The sequence below is a fragment of the Tepidibacter sp. genome (assembly GCF_025210165.1).
Classification (GTDB): domain Bacteria; phylum Bacillota; class Clostridia; order Peptostreptococcales; family Peptostreptococcaceae; genus Tepidibacter_A.
Genome location: NZ_JAOASI010000009.1, coordinates 69,842 through 86,951 on the forward strand (window position 1 = coordinate 69,842; position 17,110 = coordinate 86,951).

Here is a 17,110-nt window from a genome sequence, read left to right on the forward strand (position 1 = left end):
CATTATTAACGTACAATATGATCATACTTACTAAATTGTATAAAAAAAGAATTACAGTCTATGTGGTATAGAGTGTGATTCGAATTAAATAAAATTCTTAATTGTTTTTCTTGAACTTGATTTTAACATCAAGCTCGAAACCACCCTCATCGCCATTTGGGTGGTTTTTTATTTTATCGTATATATAATTGGTTATTAAACCAAATATAATAGTAAAAATAGACTCCATACTTCCTCACCTCCTTCCAATTGGAAGTAGGTTTTTCTTTAGTATGGAACCACCCTCTATAGACTGTAATCCCTATTAATTATTATAACATACTACTTTCTTTTGTAGATGATCTTTTTTAGTCAATAAACAAAATTAAAATGACGCTTATTGAAATGTTAGGTACTTTTGATTAACATTTTACTATTAAACTTAGATTATTCTGTTAAAATATCCGTTAAGAAACTTTTTTGTATGACCAAAGGGAGTTTAAAAAGTTTTAGGATATTTTATAAAGAATAATCTGTAGTTTTATTAAAATGTTAATTAAGTACCGTTATTTCAATAAGTGTCATTTTTGCTTAACAACAAAATTTTATATATAAGAAATAGGTAGACAAATTGTCTACCTCTTCCTCCCCTCACATCTATATATCCTCATACCCAAATTCATAAATTTATCTTCATACTCAGTAGTAACATTTCCCTCAAATTCACTATTTGCTAAATCAAGTGAAACATTTTGTAGCTCAAGACCATATCCAGATATTTCATTAAGTGAGAACTCGAATAGCTTTTCATTATCAGTTTTAAAATGCATCTCTCCATCATCAGATAATACCTTATTGTACATATCTAAAAATCCACTATGTGTAAGCCTTCTTTTTGCCCATCTTTTTTTAGGCCAAGGATCACAAAAGTTTATATATATTCTATTTATCTCTTTTTCATCAAAGTATTCTAATATATTTTGTACATTTCCCCATATAAAAAGTATATTCTTTAATTCTCCTTCATCCGCTTTTTGAACAGCTTTTAATAATACTTCTTCTTTTATTTCCATTGCTATAAAGTTTATATTAGGATTTTTTTTTGCTAAAGTAGTTAAAAATTTTCCTCTTCCAGTTCCAACTTCTATATATATAGGATTATCGTTATTAAATTTTCCCAACCATCTTCCTTTTAATTCATTTGGATTTTTTATTAAATAATTGTCGTATGATAATAATTTTTCGTCTGCACCTTTTACTTTTCTTCTTCTCACTTTATGTCCCTCTTTCTATTCTATCTCTTCCATTTTCTTTTGCTTTATACAGCAGATTATCTGCTTTATTAATGATATCCATGCACGATTCTTCTTTTAACTGAACTGTTCCTCCACTTATTGTAACTATAAGATTTTTATTTTTAAATTCAATATTTTTTATTCCATTTCTTATTTCTTCTGCCATTTCATATGCATTTTCTATGTCTGTATTTAACAAGACTATTAAAAATTCTTCTCCACCGTATCTTCCAACAAATCCAGTTTTACCAATATAAGTTTTAATATATTTAGATATCTCAACTAACACATCATCTCCAAATTGATGACCATAATTATCATTTATTTTTTTGAAATGATCTATATCAAACATTATTATAGATAAATCACTTTTCAGTTCACTAGATTCTTGTATCTCTTCATTTAACATTTCATATATGTGTTTATGATTGTAAAGCCCTGTTAAGCCGTCTGTTATGCTGAGTTCTTTAAGTTGTTTGTTCATCTGATTTATTCTATTTTCTATATCATATCTATCTTTTATCATACAATTTACAGATACACCTATTTTTTTTAGTTCTATATATTTTAATACTTCCATATCTATGTATGTTCTCTCTTTTGAGGCTCTTTCAAAGAATGAAATCACAAGATTTATTTTTTTATCCATTCTTCTATTTATAATTTTAATATATATAAATACCATTAATATCATTAATACCATTAATACTGTAACTATTTTAATTTCCTTTTTAAATTCTCTCTTTAATATAAGTTCATTTTCTTTTATATGATTTTCTATCTCATCTACATATATACCTGATCCTATAGCCCACTCCCAATCAGGAACAGATTTTGCAAAATACAGCTTATCATGATCTAAAGTATCAGTATTTTTTTTCCATTTTTGGATTAAATATACTCCTTTTTCATTTTCTTTAGCCATTTTAATAAGTCTTTGACCCACTTTAACTCCGTCTATATCCTTGAACTTTGAAATATTCTTACCTACCAACTCTGGATATTTGCCATTCGCAAGCTCAACTCCATCATAGGTAACTATAAACATATATTGCTCATTATTATCACCAAAGTAAATGTTTGATACAAACTTTATAACTCTTTGCTTTATTATTTCTTCTATTTGTGACTTTGTATATTTAGAATTTTCTTTTAACAATTTGTATGTATGGTTTTTTTCGAATTCTATATATTCAAATACTTCATCTACTTTACTTCTTAATACTTCTTTTTGTTTTTTTGTATACTCTAGTCTTAAAACTTCGCTTTCTCTTAAAAAATTTCTATACTGTCTAATCACATGACTACATTCTATTGTGACTGTAATTGCAATAATCAAAATCACTATACTTCTAAGCAAAATACTTTTTATGCTTGCATTATCTGATTTTAACATCGTTAGCACCTCTTACTTTAGCATTAATTACTTTTATTATATCATATAAAATCTAAAATGGAATTTTAGAACGCTTAGATAACTATTAACTTCTATTATTATATGATTATTTATTCTAAAATGATGCATTTTAAAAAGAATTTCAATAAAATTATTGAAACTCTTTTGATTTAAAATTTATAATTAGGCTTTCCTATGTGATAGCCTTGTGCATAATCTATATTTAGTTCTCTTATTATATCTAATATCTCTTCATTTTCTACAAACTCGGCAATAGTTTTCATTTTGAAAGCCTTTGCCATATGTACGATAGATTTTACAATATATAAGCTTTCTTCGTTCTCGTTTATGTCCTTTATAAAAGAACCATCTATTTTTAAATAATTTGCCGGTATTTGTTTTAAATATTGCATAGAAGAAAATCCAGTTCCAAAATCATCTATAGAAAATGTAAATCCTAATTTTTTAAATGGATATATCGTTTTTACAAGAGAATCAATATTATCTATGTTTTGAGTTTCTGTTATTTCAAATACTATATTTTGGTATTTTATCTTATATTCGTCTGCTAAATTAACAATTTTCGGTAGAAATTCAGAATCATTTAAATCCTTTCCCGAAACATTGACTGAAAATTTTATTTTATCTTCTTTATCCCAATTATTTTTGTATTCCATTGCCTTTTCTATTACAAGTAAATCTAATTTTGATATTAAATTATTTTCCTCTGCTATTTTAATATAAGGAAAAGGTGATAAATAATTATCTCCACTTTTTATCCTCATAAGAACTTCGTATTTTTCAATTATATTTTCTTTTATATCATAAATAGGTTGAAAAAATGGAATAATTCTATCTTCTTCCATAGCTTTTATCAGTTCTTCCTTCTTTGTATCCTTTTTCTCTTTTATTTCAAGAAGTTCCTTAAAATCTTCAAATACTAATAATCCAACTTCTGTTGTTTTCTTTAATTTATTGAAAATATCTTCAACTAATAATATGGATGTATTCCAGTCTTTTATTTCTAATGAATCTATTTTAGTTAAGCCTAAAAACACATTAATATTTATAGTTAAATCATCTATTGTCATTTCCAAATTAGTTACTAATTTATTTAGTTCTTTTGATTTAGAAAGTGAATCTTCCCAGTCTTTTGAATTAAATAAAAATAAAAAGTCATCCGCCTTTGAGTGGACTAATATTCCATCACAACCTAAATTCTCATTTATTATATCCGTTAATTTTTTTATAACTTTATTACCAAAAATACTTCCATAAATTCCATTAATAGATGAGAAATTATATATATCCATAAATAAAATAATTTGTTCTTTATTAGATTGTTTTTTTAAAACTTCTAAAAGCTTATTTTTGTTATAGCTATCTGTTAAATCATCCTTATTATATATATTAGTAAAAATAATATATATAAATATACTTAACAATATAAATATAATTAGTCCCCAAAATGCAATTTTTACCGAATATAAATCATCATTCATTTCTATTCTTTCATAATCTATTTTACTTACAATAATCCAATCTGTTTTAGGTACTTTGCAAAAATATCCATACATTTTTTCTTTTGCATCATCATAATATAGTGTTCCTAAAGAGTTACTTAAAATATCTATTTTATTTCTTCCCCATATTTTTGAATAGTTTTCTAAATTTTTCTTCTCATTGTTTGAAAATTGATTCATGTAACTCTTTTGAGGACTCCACATAGAGAATCCTAATAATTCTTTCGTAAGATGAAGTATAATATTACCAGAATAATCGGTTATATAATGTACTGTATTTTCTGTATTTGTAGTTATTTCTAATATTTTATATAAATCCTCTAAAAATATATCAGCAGAAAAAACACCTTTTAGTTTATTATCTTTTTTTACTCCATAAGAAATAGTTATTACTGGTTTTTGACTATATACATCGTTATATATTGATGTAACAATAGGTTCTTCTGAATGAATTGCCTGTTTATACCAGGGTCTATTTCTTAAATCAATTAATTCATTAGCTTTATCATTATAAATCAACTTTTGAGTTTTTTCTTCATTTACATAATATACATTTGATATGATAGGTACATTATCAACCATTTTATCAAAAATTATTTTAACTTCTTCTTTATCATTTAAATCTGTAGAAGCTAGTATCTTACCTGTATTTTCAATTAATGTTATTACTGGATTTATCGTGTTTAGTATGAATACCTGATAATTTTGAGATCTTTTTTTTAAATTATTTTGAGTTTTTAATAAAATTTCTTTTTTATAATTATTACTAGAATAATAAATCATAGAACATGTCAATATAGAAATCACTGTACATATTAAAAAGAAATATTTTAATTTTTTAGATTTCATAATACACCCCTAATCTTAAATTTAAGCAACAACTCATATGTATATCCCCCATTTATATTCCATATTTTTTTTAATAAATTTGGCTAAATTTTCTACATTAAACATATATATTATACGTTATTCGAGTTTCTTTTTCTATATTTTTTTTGTATTTAAGGGATAATTTTCAATATAATATAACTCATTTGTTACAATAATATTTACTTGAATAACTTTCCATACAATTATACAATTATAATTAACTTTGGTTTTATCTTTAGGAGGTTTTTATATGTTGGGCAGTTTGGCAAATGGATTAGCAGTATTAATAGGAAGTTTAATAGGACTTTTATTTAAAAAAGGTATAGGTGAAAATTATAAAAAAATACTTATGGACTCTATGGGGTTATGCATATTCTTAATAGGAATTATGGGTGCCATAAAAGTTCAAAATATACTACTTCTTATAGTTAGTTTGGCAATAGGTAGTGTTATTGGGGAATTTCTAAAAATCGAAGCAAACTTAGACAAGCTAGGAGATTTTTTAGAAAGCAAGTTAGTGAAAAATCAGGGAAGTGTTGCAAAAGGATTTGTAACTGCTACCCTTATATTTTGTATAGGTTCTATGGCAATCATAGGTGCTCTAGAAAGTGGTTTAAACGGAAACCACCAAACACTTTTTGCTAAATCTATAGTTGATGGAATACTATCTATAATATTTGCATCAACCTTTGGAATAGGAGTTTTATTTTCATCAATATCTGTGTTCTTATATGAAGGCTTCATTGCACTTGCTGCATCTTCTGTAAAAATATTTTTAGTGGATAGCGTAGTAAGCGATATATCATCAGTAGGAGGAGTTCTTATTATAGCAATCGGCCTTAATATAATGGATATAAAAAAAATAAAGGTAGGAAATATGCTACCAGCCATATTTATACCTTTGATTTTTTTCATATTCAAAATTGTATATTTTAATATAATTCACTAATATATAACATCATATGAGTTTAAATATTTATATTTTGCTTATTTCTCGGGAAATATAGCATAAAAATCCATAGGAATTAAATATTCCTATGGATTTTTACATTTAACTACAATGTAGCTTGTCCTTCATCCCAGTTTGCTGGGCAAGCTTTACGAGTCTGTAGTGCTTTAAGAACTCTAAGAAATTCCATAACATTTCTTCCAACCGCAGTATTATTTACAGAATAGTATTGTAAAATGCCCTCAGGGTCTATTATAAACGTACCTCTTAATGCAATTCCACCAGCTTCATCTAAAAATACACCATATTCCTTGGCTAATTTTTTATCATAATCAGCTAAGAGTGGATAGTCAATTCCCCCTAAACTTTTAATCCAAGCGTGATGAGTTGGTATACTGTCTGTATTAACACCTAATACAGTAGAGTTTAATCCTTCAAATTTTTTTAACATACGATTAAACTCGGGTACTTCAGTGCCTCACACAGGTGTAAAGTCAAGTGGGTAGAAAAATAGAACAACATATTTTCCTCTTAAATCTTTTAACGATATATCTTTACCATGTGTACTTGGTAATGTAAAATCAGGTGCAGGTGAGCCAATTTTAATCATTTGTTTTCCTCCTTTATTTTTCTTGATCATATATATTATTTGTTGTAAAAATACTTTTATGCTTACCTTATTATTGTATAGTAAACGTATTTTATATGTTCAGTAAATATATGCCCATATATTACTTATTTAAAACTTAATGTTTGTACTTATATTCATTAAAAAAAGTTTACATTTGAAATTTCAAATGTAAACTTTTTTGAAGTTTTTTAGGATTAAAATTTATAGTAAAGATGCACTTTTACTTCTCTTATTCTTTACAGATTGTTTTATATCTTCCTCCTTAACTATCTTAAATGCATCTGTAGGACATACTTCAACACATGCTGGCCCTTTGTCTCTATTTATACAAAGATCACACTTATTAGCTATTATTCTCTCCTTAAAACACAAGTTTTTAGAATCCATATCTATTAAATTAGGTTGAAGTACTTTTTCTCCCTCTTTATAATAATCAACTAATTCAATAGCTCCTAATGGACATGCCATAAGACACGTTTTACATCCTATACAAGTTTCTTCGTTTATTTGTATACTTCCATCTTTATTTACTATTGAATTATTTGGACATACATTTGCACATGGAGCATCTTCACAGTGTCTACATTGAATAGGTGCACTAACGATAGCTGTTTTTACAACACTAAGTCTTGGATTGAACGATATATTTTTACACTCTGGATTAAATATATCTTCATCCGAATGAGCAACAACGCAAGCTATTTGACAGGTTCTACATCCTATACACTTATTAGGGTCTGCTATAACAAAGGTATTCATTAATTTTTCTCCTTTCTCGATGCATACTCAGTATGTAGAAGATGATGTGATTTTTCTTTAAGCGGCTCTCCTAAAAATTCCTCATACAATTTTTTTATACTACTATTTTCATGAGATTTTCTAAGTGTACACTCACTATCATGAGTATAAATAGATTTTTTTCTATTATCATATGCTATTTCTCTATGCTTATCTAAAATAACCTTTGGCTGTCCTCCTCCACTTATACATCCTTCTGGGCAGGTCATAACCTCTATAAAATGTAAATCTGATTTATTATTTTTGATATCCTCAAGAATTGCTACTACATTTTCAAGTCCTGATACTACTGCAACATTTAATTTCATATCTCCTACATCAATACTAGATTTAGTTACTCCATTTTCTCCTCTAACACAATTTATATCTATATTAGGTATGCTTTCTTTAGTTATAAGCTCATATGCGGTTCTAATAGCAGCCTCCATAACTCCACCGGTAGTTCCAAATATTGTTCCAGCTCCCGTGTAATCACCTAGAGGATTATCAAAGTTTCCTTCTTCTATATTTTTAAAGTCTATACCCATATCTTTTATTAAATAAGCTAACTCTCTTGTAGTTATTACTACATCAACATCCTTGTATCCACCGCTATTCATCTCTTCTCTATCACATTCATATTTTTTACATGTACAGGGCATTACTGATACACTAAATACATTTTTAGAGTCTACATTATCTATATCTGCACCGTAAGTTTTGAATATAGCTCCTGCCATTTGTTGAGGAGACTTACAGGTTGATAGATGGTTTAATAGTTCTGGATATTCTCGTTCCATAAATTTAACCCATGCTGGACAGCATGATGTGAACAGAGGAAGGTCATAGCCTTCATTAACTCTATTTACAAGCTCTGTTGACTCCTCAATTATAGTCAAATCTGCTGAAAAATTAGTATCATATACTCTATCAAATCCCATTTTTCTAAGAACTGCTGCAAGTTTTTTATCTGTTAAAGTTCCTAATTCTAATCCAAAATCTTCTGCAAGAGCAACTCTTACAGCAGGTGCGCACTGAACAACCTTATGTAACTTGTTATTACTTAAACTTTTCTTTACCTTTTGAACATCACACATATTGTAAGCCGCAAATAGAGGTTCTTTAACCGTTTCAAGCATTCCTCTTTCTTTTAATTTTATATCTACTGGAGTAATATCTTCTTCAAACTCACTTAAATAAGCACTACATATTTGTATACATTGACCACATATAATACATTTATCCTCATTTATACTTTGGACTTCCCCTTGTTTTCCCTCTATAGCATCAACTGGACATATGCTAGCACACATTCTGCACCCTGTACATATTTCCTTATCTATATTGACTATCATCTCCTGTCCCCCCTTACTTAAAGATTCATCAGTCCTAGTGCAGCCTTTATATTCTTATTCTTTCTATCTTCTTTTATATTTACAAGCTTTAATGCATCTTTAGGACATGCTTCTATACAAGCCTTTGTTTCTTTTCCCTTACATAAATCACACTTGTAAGCTATTATTTTTTCTTCTTCAAGACCTAATTGAATTACTTTCTTTTCATTTTTATACTGTGGTAATAATTCTATACCCCCTATTGGACATGCCATAATACAGGTCTTACAACCTATACAGTTTTCATCTACATAAATAGTATTATTTTCTTGCTTTATAGCGTTATTAGGACATGCATTTGCACAAGGTGCATCTTCACAGTGTCTACATTGAATAGGTGCACAAAACTTTTCATTTTTTACAAGATATAACCTAGGTATAACAGGAGTTGTCATAGTCCCTACGGTATAACCTATATTGTTTTCTTTATTGTGAACGCTAGAGCAAGCTAATTCACAGGCTTTGCAGCCTATGCATTTATTTGGATCAGCTATAACAAATGTATTAAAAGCTTCATTCATTCTTCTTCCAGCCTTTCATTTTTAAATTCTTTCAACCCTCATATTATTTTTTATTTTTTTATATTCATCTTTTATATACTGTTCAGCTTTTTCTTGATCTTTTATTTTTTCAACCTTTATAGCACAATATTTAAACTCAGGAGTTTTAGAAATAGGATCTAAGCTATCTATAGTAAGCTCATTACAAGAACCTATCCACCACTGATAAGTCATAAAAGTAGAACCTTCTTTTACCCTATCAGTAACACAAGCTCTAGTTATAACACTTCCCCTTCTTGAGCTTACTCTTACTAATTCCTCATCCTTTATACCTAACTTTTCACTATCATTAACACTCATTTGAATATATCCAGGCTCATCTGCAAGCTCTTTTAATGCTCTACAATTACCAGACATAGTTCTAGCAGAATAATGTCCAACCTCTCTAACAGTTGAAAGACTAAGTGGATATTCTTCATCTGGAATTTCTTTAGGTGATCTCCACTCGCTTGCAAATAAATTACCTTTTCCACTAGGAGTTGAGAATTTATTTCCTTTATATAAATACTTAGTTCCATCATGATCCTCACTTAAACAAGGCCATTGAACTGTTCCTAACTTCTCTATCTTCTCATAACTCTCACCAACAAAACTAGGACATAAACTTCTCATTTCATCCCAAATTTCATTAGTGTTTTCATACTTCATAGGATATCCCATCTTAGTTGCAATCTCAGAAATTATCTGCCAATCAGGTTTAACATCTCCCTTAGGTTCTATAACTTTATTAAACTTTTGGAATCCTCTATCAGCACAAGTATATACCCCTTCATGCTCTGCCCATGACGTTGCAGGAAGTATAACATCTGCATGAAGAGCAGTTTTATTCATGAATATATCCTGAACTACTACAAAATCTATTTTATCAAGTGCTTTTCTAACGTGTGACGCATTAGGATCACTTTGAACTGGATCTTCTCCAAATATATAATATGCTTTGATTTTATCTTCTTCTAAAGCAAGATTTGGTACCTCTGTTAAAGCATATCCATTCTTATTAGAAAGCTTAACTTGCCAAGCATTTTCAAATTTTACTCTAACATTATCATCACTTACCTTTTGATATCCAGGATAAACATTTGGTAAAACTCCCATATCACAAGCTCCTTGTACATTGTTTTGACCACGAACAGGACCAATTCCTACATTTTCACGACCAAAATTTCCTGTTAAAAGAGCTAATGATGCAAGACCTTTAACAACATCAACAGCTTGTGAGAAGTGACATACTCCCATACCATAAAGTATCATACTATCCTTTGACTTAGCATATTCTCTCATAGCCTTTCTTATATCCTCAGCCTTAACCCCTGTTATTTTTTCAGTGTATTCAGGAGTATATTTTTCAACTAAATTCTTATATTCTTCAAATCCATCTACATATTTTTTTACATATTCTTTATCATAAAGCTTCTCATTTATTAAAACATTTCCAAAGGAATTAACTAAAGCCATATTAGTTCCACCCTTTATAGGAAGCCACATATCAGCAATTCTAGCTGATTCAGTTATTCTAGGATCTGTAACTATTATCTTTGCTCCATTTTCCCTCGCTTTAATTATTCTTCTTGCAACAATAGGATGTGAATCTGCTCCATTATATCCGAATATAAATAATAAGCTTGCATTTTCTATCTCATTTATTGAATTACTCATTGCTCCACTACCTAAACTGTAAGCCAGACCGGCTACTGATGGAGCATGTCAGATTCGTGCACAGTGATCTATATTATTAGTACCTATCACTGCTCTCATAAACTTTTGCATTATGTAATTTGCTTCATTTCCAGGTCCTCTTGCACAACCTGTACCCATTATAGAATCTGGTCCATAATCTTTTTTAATCTTATTAAGTCTTGTTGCAACATAATCTATAGCCTCATCCCACTCAACTTCCTCTAATTCACCATTTCTTCTAATCATAGGCTTTTTAATTCTAGCTGTAAGATACTGAGGATCTCTTAAGAAATCCCATCCATAATGTCCTTTAAGACATAAATTTCCTTCATTAGTTCTTCCATTTGCAGGTTCAGCCCCTACTATTTCCCCATCTTTAACTATAAGATACATCTTGCACCCTGCACCACAGTAAGGGCATACAGTTAATACCTTTTTCTCCATATAATATCCCCCTCTATTATATTTCCTATAGAGCAAAAAAGCCTAATAAGATTATCTAACTTATAGGCTCACATTTTTATATGTCATTAGATTTTTTGTATATTTAATTATACAATAGCTTCAATAAAAATATATCAATTCCTTTTTATTCATCACGATTAAATTATTCTAAAATATATTCATTAATCCTTAAAAATAGTCATATTGCATCAATTTCTATCTGTATTTTGTATTTTTTCTATTTATTTCCTAAATATATAAAAACTTTGTTATAATTAATATATATTTTTTAAGAAAGGAAGGTAACGACTATGATATCTAAAATACCATATAAAGAGAAAATAGAAACAAAAATTTGTTTATCGTTTTTATTAACTGTTTTAATAATTATTTCTATATTATCTAGTGTAATGTATTTCAGAAGTTATAATATGTTGGTAAATAATGTTGGTAAAAAAGCTTCTAAGATTGCACAAGTTGCCACTGAAAAGATTAATATAGAAAAATTTAAAGATTTAAAAACTGTTGAGGATATGAATAATCCCTATTTTAACGAAATGGGAAAAGAACTTAACTATATTAGAGTTATATCTGGAGCAAAATACTTATATGCAATGAGAAAAAACGAAGCTGGACAATACATTCAAATAATAGAAAGTGCTGATTATAACAGTGAAGATCCTGCAGAAATTGGAACAGTAGAAGATCCTTACCCAGGATTTGAGGATGTTATGCAGGGAAAAACATATATAGATAATAAAATATCCGTAGATCATTACGGTATACTTTTATCTGCTTACTATCCTTTAAAAGATTCCAATAATAATGTAGTAGGCTTTGTAGGTATAGACTATAATGTAGAAGATGAATATAATGAATTTCATAAATTTAGAATCAACATATTGATAATATCTATTATTATTTGGATTTATATTTTCAAAAAGAATTTCTAAGCCATTAATAAATTTAACTCAATCAGCTAATAAGGTTGCTAATTATGACCTTAGTGTTACATATAATATTAAGTCTAAAAGTGAAATTGGTTTATTAGCAAATAGTTTTAATAAAATGATTGAAAATATTAAAAACTTAGTAGAAAGTATAAAGAATACTACTATAAGCTTAGACAATGCTTCCCAATCAATAACATCCTCTACAGAAGAAATAAGTGCATCAAATGAAGAAATTTCAAAAACTGTTCAAGAAATTGCTTCTAGTTCGCATAGCCAAGCTATAGAAACTAATGATTGCTTACAAATAACTTCTGATTTAGCTCAAAAAATAGAAAATATAAATTCAAAATTGGAAGAATCAATTACTTCTACTCAAAATATGAAAGAAAAAAATGAATTAGGTATACAATCTATCGAAGAACTTGATAACAGCTTTAAAGAAACTGTTCAATCTACAAAAATAGTTGGAAATAGTATACAAGATTTAGCTGATAAATCAAAATCTATAGGTATAATAATTGAAACAATTAAATCAATATCACATCAAACTAATTTATTAGCTTTAAATGCTGCTATTGAAGCTGCAAGAGCTGGAGAACACGGCAAAGGGTTTTCTGTTGTGGCTGAGGAAATACGAAAACTAGCAGATGAATCTTCAAGTGCAACGGAAGAAATACAAAGCATTCTAGATAAAATAATACAAGTAATAGATAATACTAACGATACTATGAATAATTCTATAAATATAGTTAATACCACAAACGACTCTTTTAAAGACACAAAGAATATCTTTAATGAAATTAAAATATCATCAGATAATCTTATAGAACAGGTCAAATTATTAACTTCTGATATTAATTACATAAAAGAAGATAAGGACAAAGTTTTCTATTCTATAAAAAATATATCTACATTAGCTGAGCAATCCTCAATTACAATAAATCAAATTAGTTCATCTTCTCAAGAACAATATGCTTGTATGGAGGAAGTAGTCTCTTCAATTCATAAATTGAATAATATGGCAAATAAATTATCAGAATCAATTAAGATATTTAATATATAAAATTGTTATAATTTACAATTTGTTTACTTTTTAGAGTTTTTTTGATAATATATTTTTATCTAGAATTATAAGGAGGATATTATGAAAAAAAGAATTAGTATACTTTTAACTTTTTTAATGATTTTCAGTTTAACATTAACAGGCTTTGCTGAAACTAACGAAATAAAGGTTCAACTAAACGGAGAAAATGTAGCTTTTGATGTAGCTCCCCAAATCATTAATGGAACTACTTTTCTTCCAGCAAGAAATATAGTAGAAAAATTAGGTGGATCTATCGAGTATGTAGCAGATACTAAAACTGTTATAGCTAAAAAAGACAACACTGTAGTTACTCTTAAAATTGATAACCAATTAGCTACAATTGAAAAAGACGGTGAAGTAAAAGAAATAACATTAAATGAATCACCAAAAATTATTAATGGTGCAACTTTAATACCTGTTAGATTTTTATCAGAAGCATTTGATACAAAAGTCGGTTGGGACGAATTTGAAAAAACTGTAGTTGTAATAGATTACAACAAAATAATTAAATCTTTAGATGAGTCTTTAAAATCTGAAGCTCCAGCTCTTTATGAATTTTTAAACACTGGTTATAAGCAACCTGATGCATTTACTTCAACAACTAGCTTTAGTATAGATTTCAAATCAACTCCAAAGGCTGATTCTATGAATAATTATTCATCTTTAGCTATGTTTGGTGCACTTCAAGGAGGATTTGATGTTACATCTACATCTTCAATGAATAATGGCAGTGCAATAATTGATATGAATATAAAAGCTAAAGGAATGCTAAAAGAATTCCTAAATAATGAAGCTTTTGGATTTAAAGGTCTAGACAATATTAATGTAAAATTATTATTTGATGGACAATCTATGTATATACAATCAGATGTATTTGATAAAGTTGAAGATTTAAAAAGTTTAAATGTGGGTGATAAATGGGTAAAATTTGATATGTCTGAAGAAGATATGGTAGCTTTTAAGCAAATAAACGAAATGCTTAAAGCTGATGATTTAAAGCCTATTGATGTTATTTATGCATTAATTCAAGATCCTACTACACCATTAAATACTAACACTTATAAAGTTAATACTTTGATATCTGAGGTTTTAACTAAACTTTTAAGTGATGATAACTTCAAAGTATCTAAAGCAGGAAATACTAAAAAATATACTTTAAAAATAAATTCAGATGATTTTATTAATTTAATATTAGATATGTCTTCAAAGTACTCAGATGAAGATTTAACTAAAGATGCTGATTTTATGAAGTTAAAGGATGCTCTTAAATTTAATTATGATTTAACAATTAATGTGAAAGATGATTATATTACAGATGAGACTCTTGATATGAAACTTGATGTTGACTCAGAAGAAGAAGGAAAATTCAATTTAGGATTCAATTTAAAAACAACTGTAAGTGATATAAATAGTGATTCTATTAAAATAGAAATCCCTGCTGACTCTGAAATAATAGACTCTAAGATATTCGAAAATCAACAATAATAAAAAAGATGGTGATTAAAATATTTTAATCACCATCTTTTTTATTATATAGAAATTATAAAATTTCAAAACTATATAATATTGATTAAATAGTACTCGTTAGCGATCTAATCCATGCGTTAGCATCAAGCGAATTTTTGCATTATTAAAGTTTTTTCAAATGCAGTGCTGTCAACAGGACGACTAAATAAATATCCTTGTCCAAATTCACACTTGTTATCTTTTAAAAACTCTAATTGTCTTTTTGTTTCAATACCTTCTGCTACTACCTTTATATTTAAACTTTTAGCCATTGTAATAATAGCTAAAGGTATTTCTGTATTATTGTGTTCATTATCAATATCATTAATGAAACTTTTGTCAATTTTCAGTTTAGAAATAGGTAATTTTTTAAGTTGCCCTAATGAAGAATATCCTGTCCCAAAGTCATCAATAGAAAGGCTTATTCCTAGTTTTTCTAAATTATGTAATATTTTTTCAATATTCTTTATATTTTCAGCAGAAATACTTTCTGTTATTTCCAATTCTAAATACTTTGAATCAAAATTTGTTTTCCTTAAAATATCAAATACCGATTTAGGAAAACTTTTTTGTCTTAATTGATTTACTGATATATTTACAGATATCTTTATAGGAGAATAGCCCTTATCCTGCCACTCTTTATTTTGTCTACATGAATTTTCAAGTACCCAACTACCAATTTTATCTATAAGTCCATTTTTTTCAGCTATAGGTATAAATTTTTCAGGAGATATAAATCCAAATTTAGGATGTTTCCATCTTAGTAATGCTTCTGCTCCAACTATTTTTTCTGTACTAATATCTATTATTGGTTGATAGTATATTGATAATTCTTTTTTTTCTATAGCATATCTTATATGATTAGATAAAAGAAAATCTTCTTTTATTTTCTCGTCCATATCAGAATAATATAAACTAATGCGTTTTTCATAAATATTTTTATTTTCTTTAGCTTTATACATAGCTATCTCTGCATTTTTTATTAATGCCTCTGCATTTTTACCATCATTAGGATATTCTGCTATTCCTATACTGACTGAAATTTCTAATTTCTTTTTATTTACTACAATAGGATTTCTTAAAGAATTAAGAATACAATTTGCTGTATTTATATACCTCATCTTATTTTCATATTGTTGCATAAGTATAATAAATTCATCTCCACCAATTCTTGCAACTGTATCTATATCTCTGACACACTGTTTGATTCTTATTACAAACTCCTGCAAAACTTTATCTCCAAACGAATGACCTAATGTATCATTTATATTCTTAAAATCATCTAAATCTAAATATAAAACAGATAAATTTTTGTTAAGATTTTTAGATATTTCATTATCTAGTTTATATATAAAAAAAGTTCTATTATAAAGATCTGTGAGATTATCTCTAAATGACATGTATTTTATTTTTTCTTCTTTTTTCTTTTTTTCAGTAATATCTTTAATTATTCCAATAAAATTAATAATATTATTGTATTCATCTTTAATAGAATATGCTGTTAATAAATGATTGTATATTTCTCCATTTTTATCTTTATTTAATATTTCACCTGACCATATACCTTTATTTAGTATAATTTTCCATGCTTTTTTACAAAATACATTATCATATCTTTTTGATTTTAATTTTATAATATTTTTACCTATAGTTTCTATAGATGTATAACCTGTCATATTAGTAAATGCATTATTTACCCATTCTATATTCCCTTCTCTATCAGTAATAACAATTCCTTCTGTATTTTTAGCTAATACTTTTTCAAATAATTTCAATTTATTTTTATAAATATCTATAATTGTTTCATCCAAAGAAGAACGTTGACATAAATTTAAATTATTACAGTTAATAATAGAGTGGTTTAATTTATTATTTATGTTTATTTTTTTATTCATTTTTTATCTCTCCCTTATGCTTTTTTCTATTTTATTAGCTGTAAAGCTTAAGCTTCCCCCTACTTTTTTACTGCAAGTTTAAAAAAAAGGAATCTATTAAATATAGATCCCTTTTATTCCTTTAAAAATAAACATGTTTTCCAACGTATAAATATAATAATGTATTTTAGTTAATAA

Annotated in this window: 14 protein-coding genes and 1 pseudogene; 5 read left to right on the forward strand and 10 right to left on the reverse strand. The window is 27.4% G+C overall.

Annotated elements, in window-relative coordinates; all coding sequences use genetic code 11:
* Nucleotides 1-97: 97 nt before the first annotated feature.
* The 4 genes from N4A48_RS00925 to N4A48_RS00940 form a co-directional block, all read right to left on the reverse strand.
* Nucleotides 98-229 (reverse strand): hypothetical protein, encoded by a 132-nt coding sequence (locus tag N4A48_RS00925; protein WP_293663796.1) that lies wholly within the window; start codon nt 227-229, stop codon nt 98-100.
* A gap of 385 nt (nt 230-614) precedes the next feature.
* Nucleotides 615-1,253 carry a tRNA (guanosine(46)-N7)-methyltransferase TrmB gene (trmB, locus tag N4A48_RS00930; protein ID WP_293663797.1) on the reverse strand — a complete coding sequence of 213 codons (639 nt, stop codon included), beginning with the start codon at nt 1,251-1,253 and terminating at the stop codon, nt 615-617.
* A 1-nt stretch (nt 1,254) separates the two neighbouring features.
* Nucleotides 1,255-2,670 carry a sensor domain-containing diguanylate cyclase gene (locus N4A48_RS00935; RefSeq protein ID WP_293663798.1) on the reverse strand — a complete coding sequence of 472 codons (1,416 nt, stop codon included), beginning with the start codon at nt 2,668-2,670 and terminating at the stop codon, nt 1,255-1,257.
* A 170-nt stretch (nt 2,671-2,840) separates the two neighbouring features.
* Nucleotides 2,841-5,042 (reverse strand): GGDEF domain-containing protein, encoded by a 2,202-nt coding sequence (locus N4A48_RS00940; RefSeq protein WP_293663799.1) that lies wholly within the window; start codon nt 5,040-5,042, stop codon nt 2,841-2,843.
* Nucleotides 5,043-5,313: 271 nt separating this feature from the next.
* On the opposite strand from N4A48_RS00940, the gene N4A48_RS00945 reads away from it, so the two are divergent.
* Entirely contained in the window at nt 5,314-6,012 is a 699-nt protein-coding gene (locus N4A48_RS00945; protein ID WP_293663800.1) for a DUF554 domain-containing protein, read from the forward strand.
* Nucleotides 6,013-6,118: 106 nt separating this feature from the next.
* On the opposite strand, the gene N4A48_RS00950 is transcribed toward N4A48_RS00945, so the two are convergent.
* The 5 genes from N4A48_RS00950 to fdhF all read right to left on the reverse strand — a co-directional run bounded on the left by N4A48_RS00950 (nt 6,119) and on the right by fdhF (nt 11,495).
* Nucleotides 6,119-6,622, reverse strand: a complete 504-nt coding sequence (locus N4A48_RS00950) for a peroxiredoxin (protein WP_293663801.1) — start codon at nt 6,620-6,622, stop codon at nt 6,119-6,121.
* Nucleotides 6,623-6,844: 222 nt separating this feature from the next.
* The gene (locus N4A48_RS00955; protein ID WP_293663802.1) at nt 6,845-7,402 is read right to left on the reverse strand and encodes a 4Fe-4S dicluster domain-containing protein; all 558 of its coding nucleotides are present in this window, start codon (nt 7,400-7,402) and stop codon (nt 6,845-6,847) included.
* Nucleotides 7,402-8,775, reverse strand: coding sequence for a [FeFe] hydrogenase, group A (locus N4A48_RS00960; RefSeq protein WP_293663803.1), 1,374 nt, complete (start codon nt 8,773-8,775; stop codon nt 7,402-7,404). Before N4A48_RS00960 ends, N4A48_RS00955 begins: the two co-directional genes overlap by 1 nt.
* Nucleotides 8,776-8,792: 17 nt before the next feature.
* Nucleotides 8,793-9,335, reverse strand: coding sequence for a 4Fe-4S dicluster domain-containing protein (locus N4A48_RS00965; protein WP_293663804.1), 543 nt, complete (start codon nt 9,333-9,335; stop codon nt 8,793-8,795).
* Nucleotides 9,336-9,356: 21 nt separating this feature from the next.
* Entirely contained in the window at nt 9,357-11,495 is a 2,139-nt protein-coding gene (gene fdhF / locus N4A48_RS00970) for a formate dehydrogenase subunit alpha (RefSeq protein ID WP_293663805.1), read from the reverse strand.
* A gap of 311 nt (nt 11,496-11,806) precedes the next feature.
* Between fdhF and N4A48_RS00975 the strand changes: the two genes are divergently transcribed.
* From N4A48_RS00975 to N4A48_RS00985, 4 genes and pseudogenes are all read left to right on the forward strand, one after another.
* The gene (locus tag N4A48_RS00975) at nt 11,807-12,448 is read left to right on the forward strand and encodes a hypothetical protein (protein WP_293663806.1); all 642 of its coding nucleotides are present in this window, start codon (nt 11,807-11,809) and stop codon (nt 12,446-12,448) included.
* 7 nt (nt 12,449-12,455) lie between these two features.
* A pseudogene (locus tag N4A48_RS15030) lies at nt 12,456-12,521 on the forward strand (hypothetical protein); the annotation flags it as partial.
* Between the two features lie 42 nt (nt 12,522-12,563).
* A complete protein-coding gene (locus N4A48_RS00980; protein WP_293663807.1) occupies nt 12,564-13,511 on the forward strand; it encodes a methyl-accepting chemotaxis protein in 948 nt (315 codons plus the stop codon).
* Between the two features lie 81 nt (nt 13,512-13,592).
* Nucleotides 13,593-15,017 (forward strand): copper amine oxidase N-terminal domain-containing protein, encoded by a 1,425-nt coding sequence (locus tag N4A48_RS00985; RefSeq protein WP_293663808.1) that lies wholly within the window; start codon nt 13,593-13,595, stop codon nt 15,015-15,017.
* A gap of 125 nt (nt 15,018-15,142) precedes the next feature.
* Here the strand turns inward: N4A48_RS00985 and N4A48_RS00990 are convergent, their stop codons facing one another.
* Nucleotides 15,143-16,933 (reverse strand): sensor domain-containing protein, encoded by a 1,791-nt coding sequence (locus N4A48_RS00990; protein ID WP_293663809.1) that lies wholly within the window; start codon nt 16,931-16,933, stop codon nt 15,143-15,145.
* Nucleotides 16,934-17,110: the final 177 nt, after the last annotated feature.

Coding starts and splice junctions, on each gene's coding strand:
- N4A48_RS00925 (WP_293663796.1), bottom strand. CDS start 229: ATGGAGTCTATTTTTACTATTATATTTGGTTTAATAACCAATTATATA.
- N4A48_RS00935 (WP_293663798.1), bottom strand. CDS start 2,670: ATGTTAAAATCAGATAATGCAAGCATAAAAAGTATTTTGCTTAGAAGT.
- N4A48_RS00940 (WP_293663799.1), bottom strand. CDS start 5,042: ATGAAATCTAAAAAATTAAAATATTTCTTTTTAATATGTACAGTGATT.
- N4A48_RS00945 (WP_293663800.1), top strand. CDS start 5,314: ATGTTGGGCAGTTTGGCAAATGGATTAGCAGTATTAATAGGAAGTTTA.
- N4A48_RS00955 (WP_293663802.1), bottom strand. CDS start 7,402: ATGAATACCTTTGTTATAGCAGACCCTAATAAGTGTATAGGATGTAGA.
- N4A48_RS00960 (WP_293663803.1), bottom strand. CDS start 8,775: ATGATAGTCAATATAGATAAGGAAATATGTACAGGGTGCAGAATGTGT.
- N4A48_RS00965 (WP_293663804.1), bottom strand. CDS start 9,335: ATGAATGAAGCTTTTAATACATTTGTTATAGCTGATCCAAATAAATGC.
- N4A48_RS00975 (WP_293663806.1), top strand. CDS start 11,807: ATGATATCTAAAATACCATATAAAGAGAAAATAGAAACAAAAATTTGT.
- N4A48_RS00980 (WP_293663807.1), top strand. CDS start 12,564: ATGATTGAAAATATTAAAAACTTAGTAGAAAGTATAAAGAATACTACT.
- N4A48_RS00985 (WP_293663808.1), top strand. CDS start 13,593: ATGAAAAAAAGAATTAGTATACTTTTAACTTTTTTAATGATTTTCAGT.
- N4A48_RS00990 (WP_293663809.1), bottom strand. CDS start 16,933: ATGAATAAAAAAATAAACATAAATAATAAATTAAACCACTCTATTATT.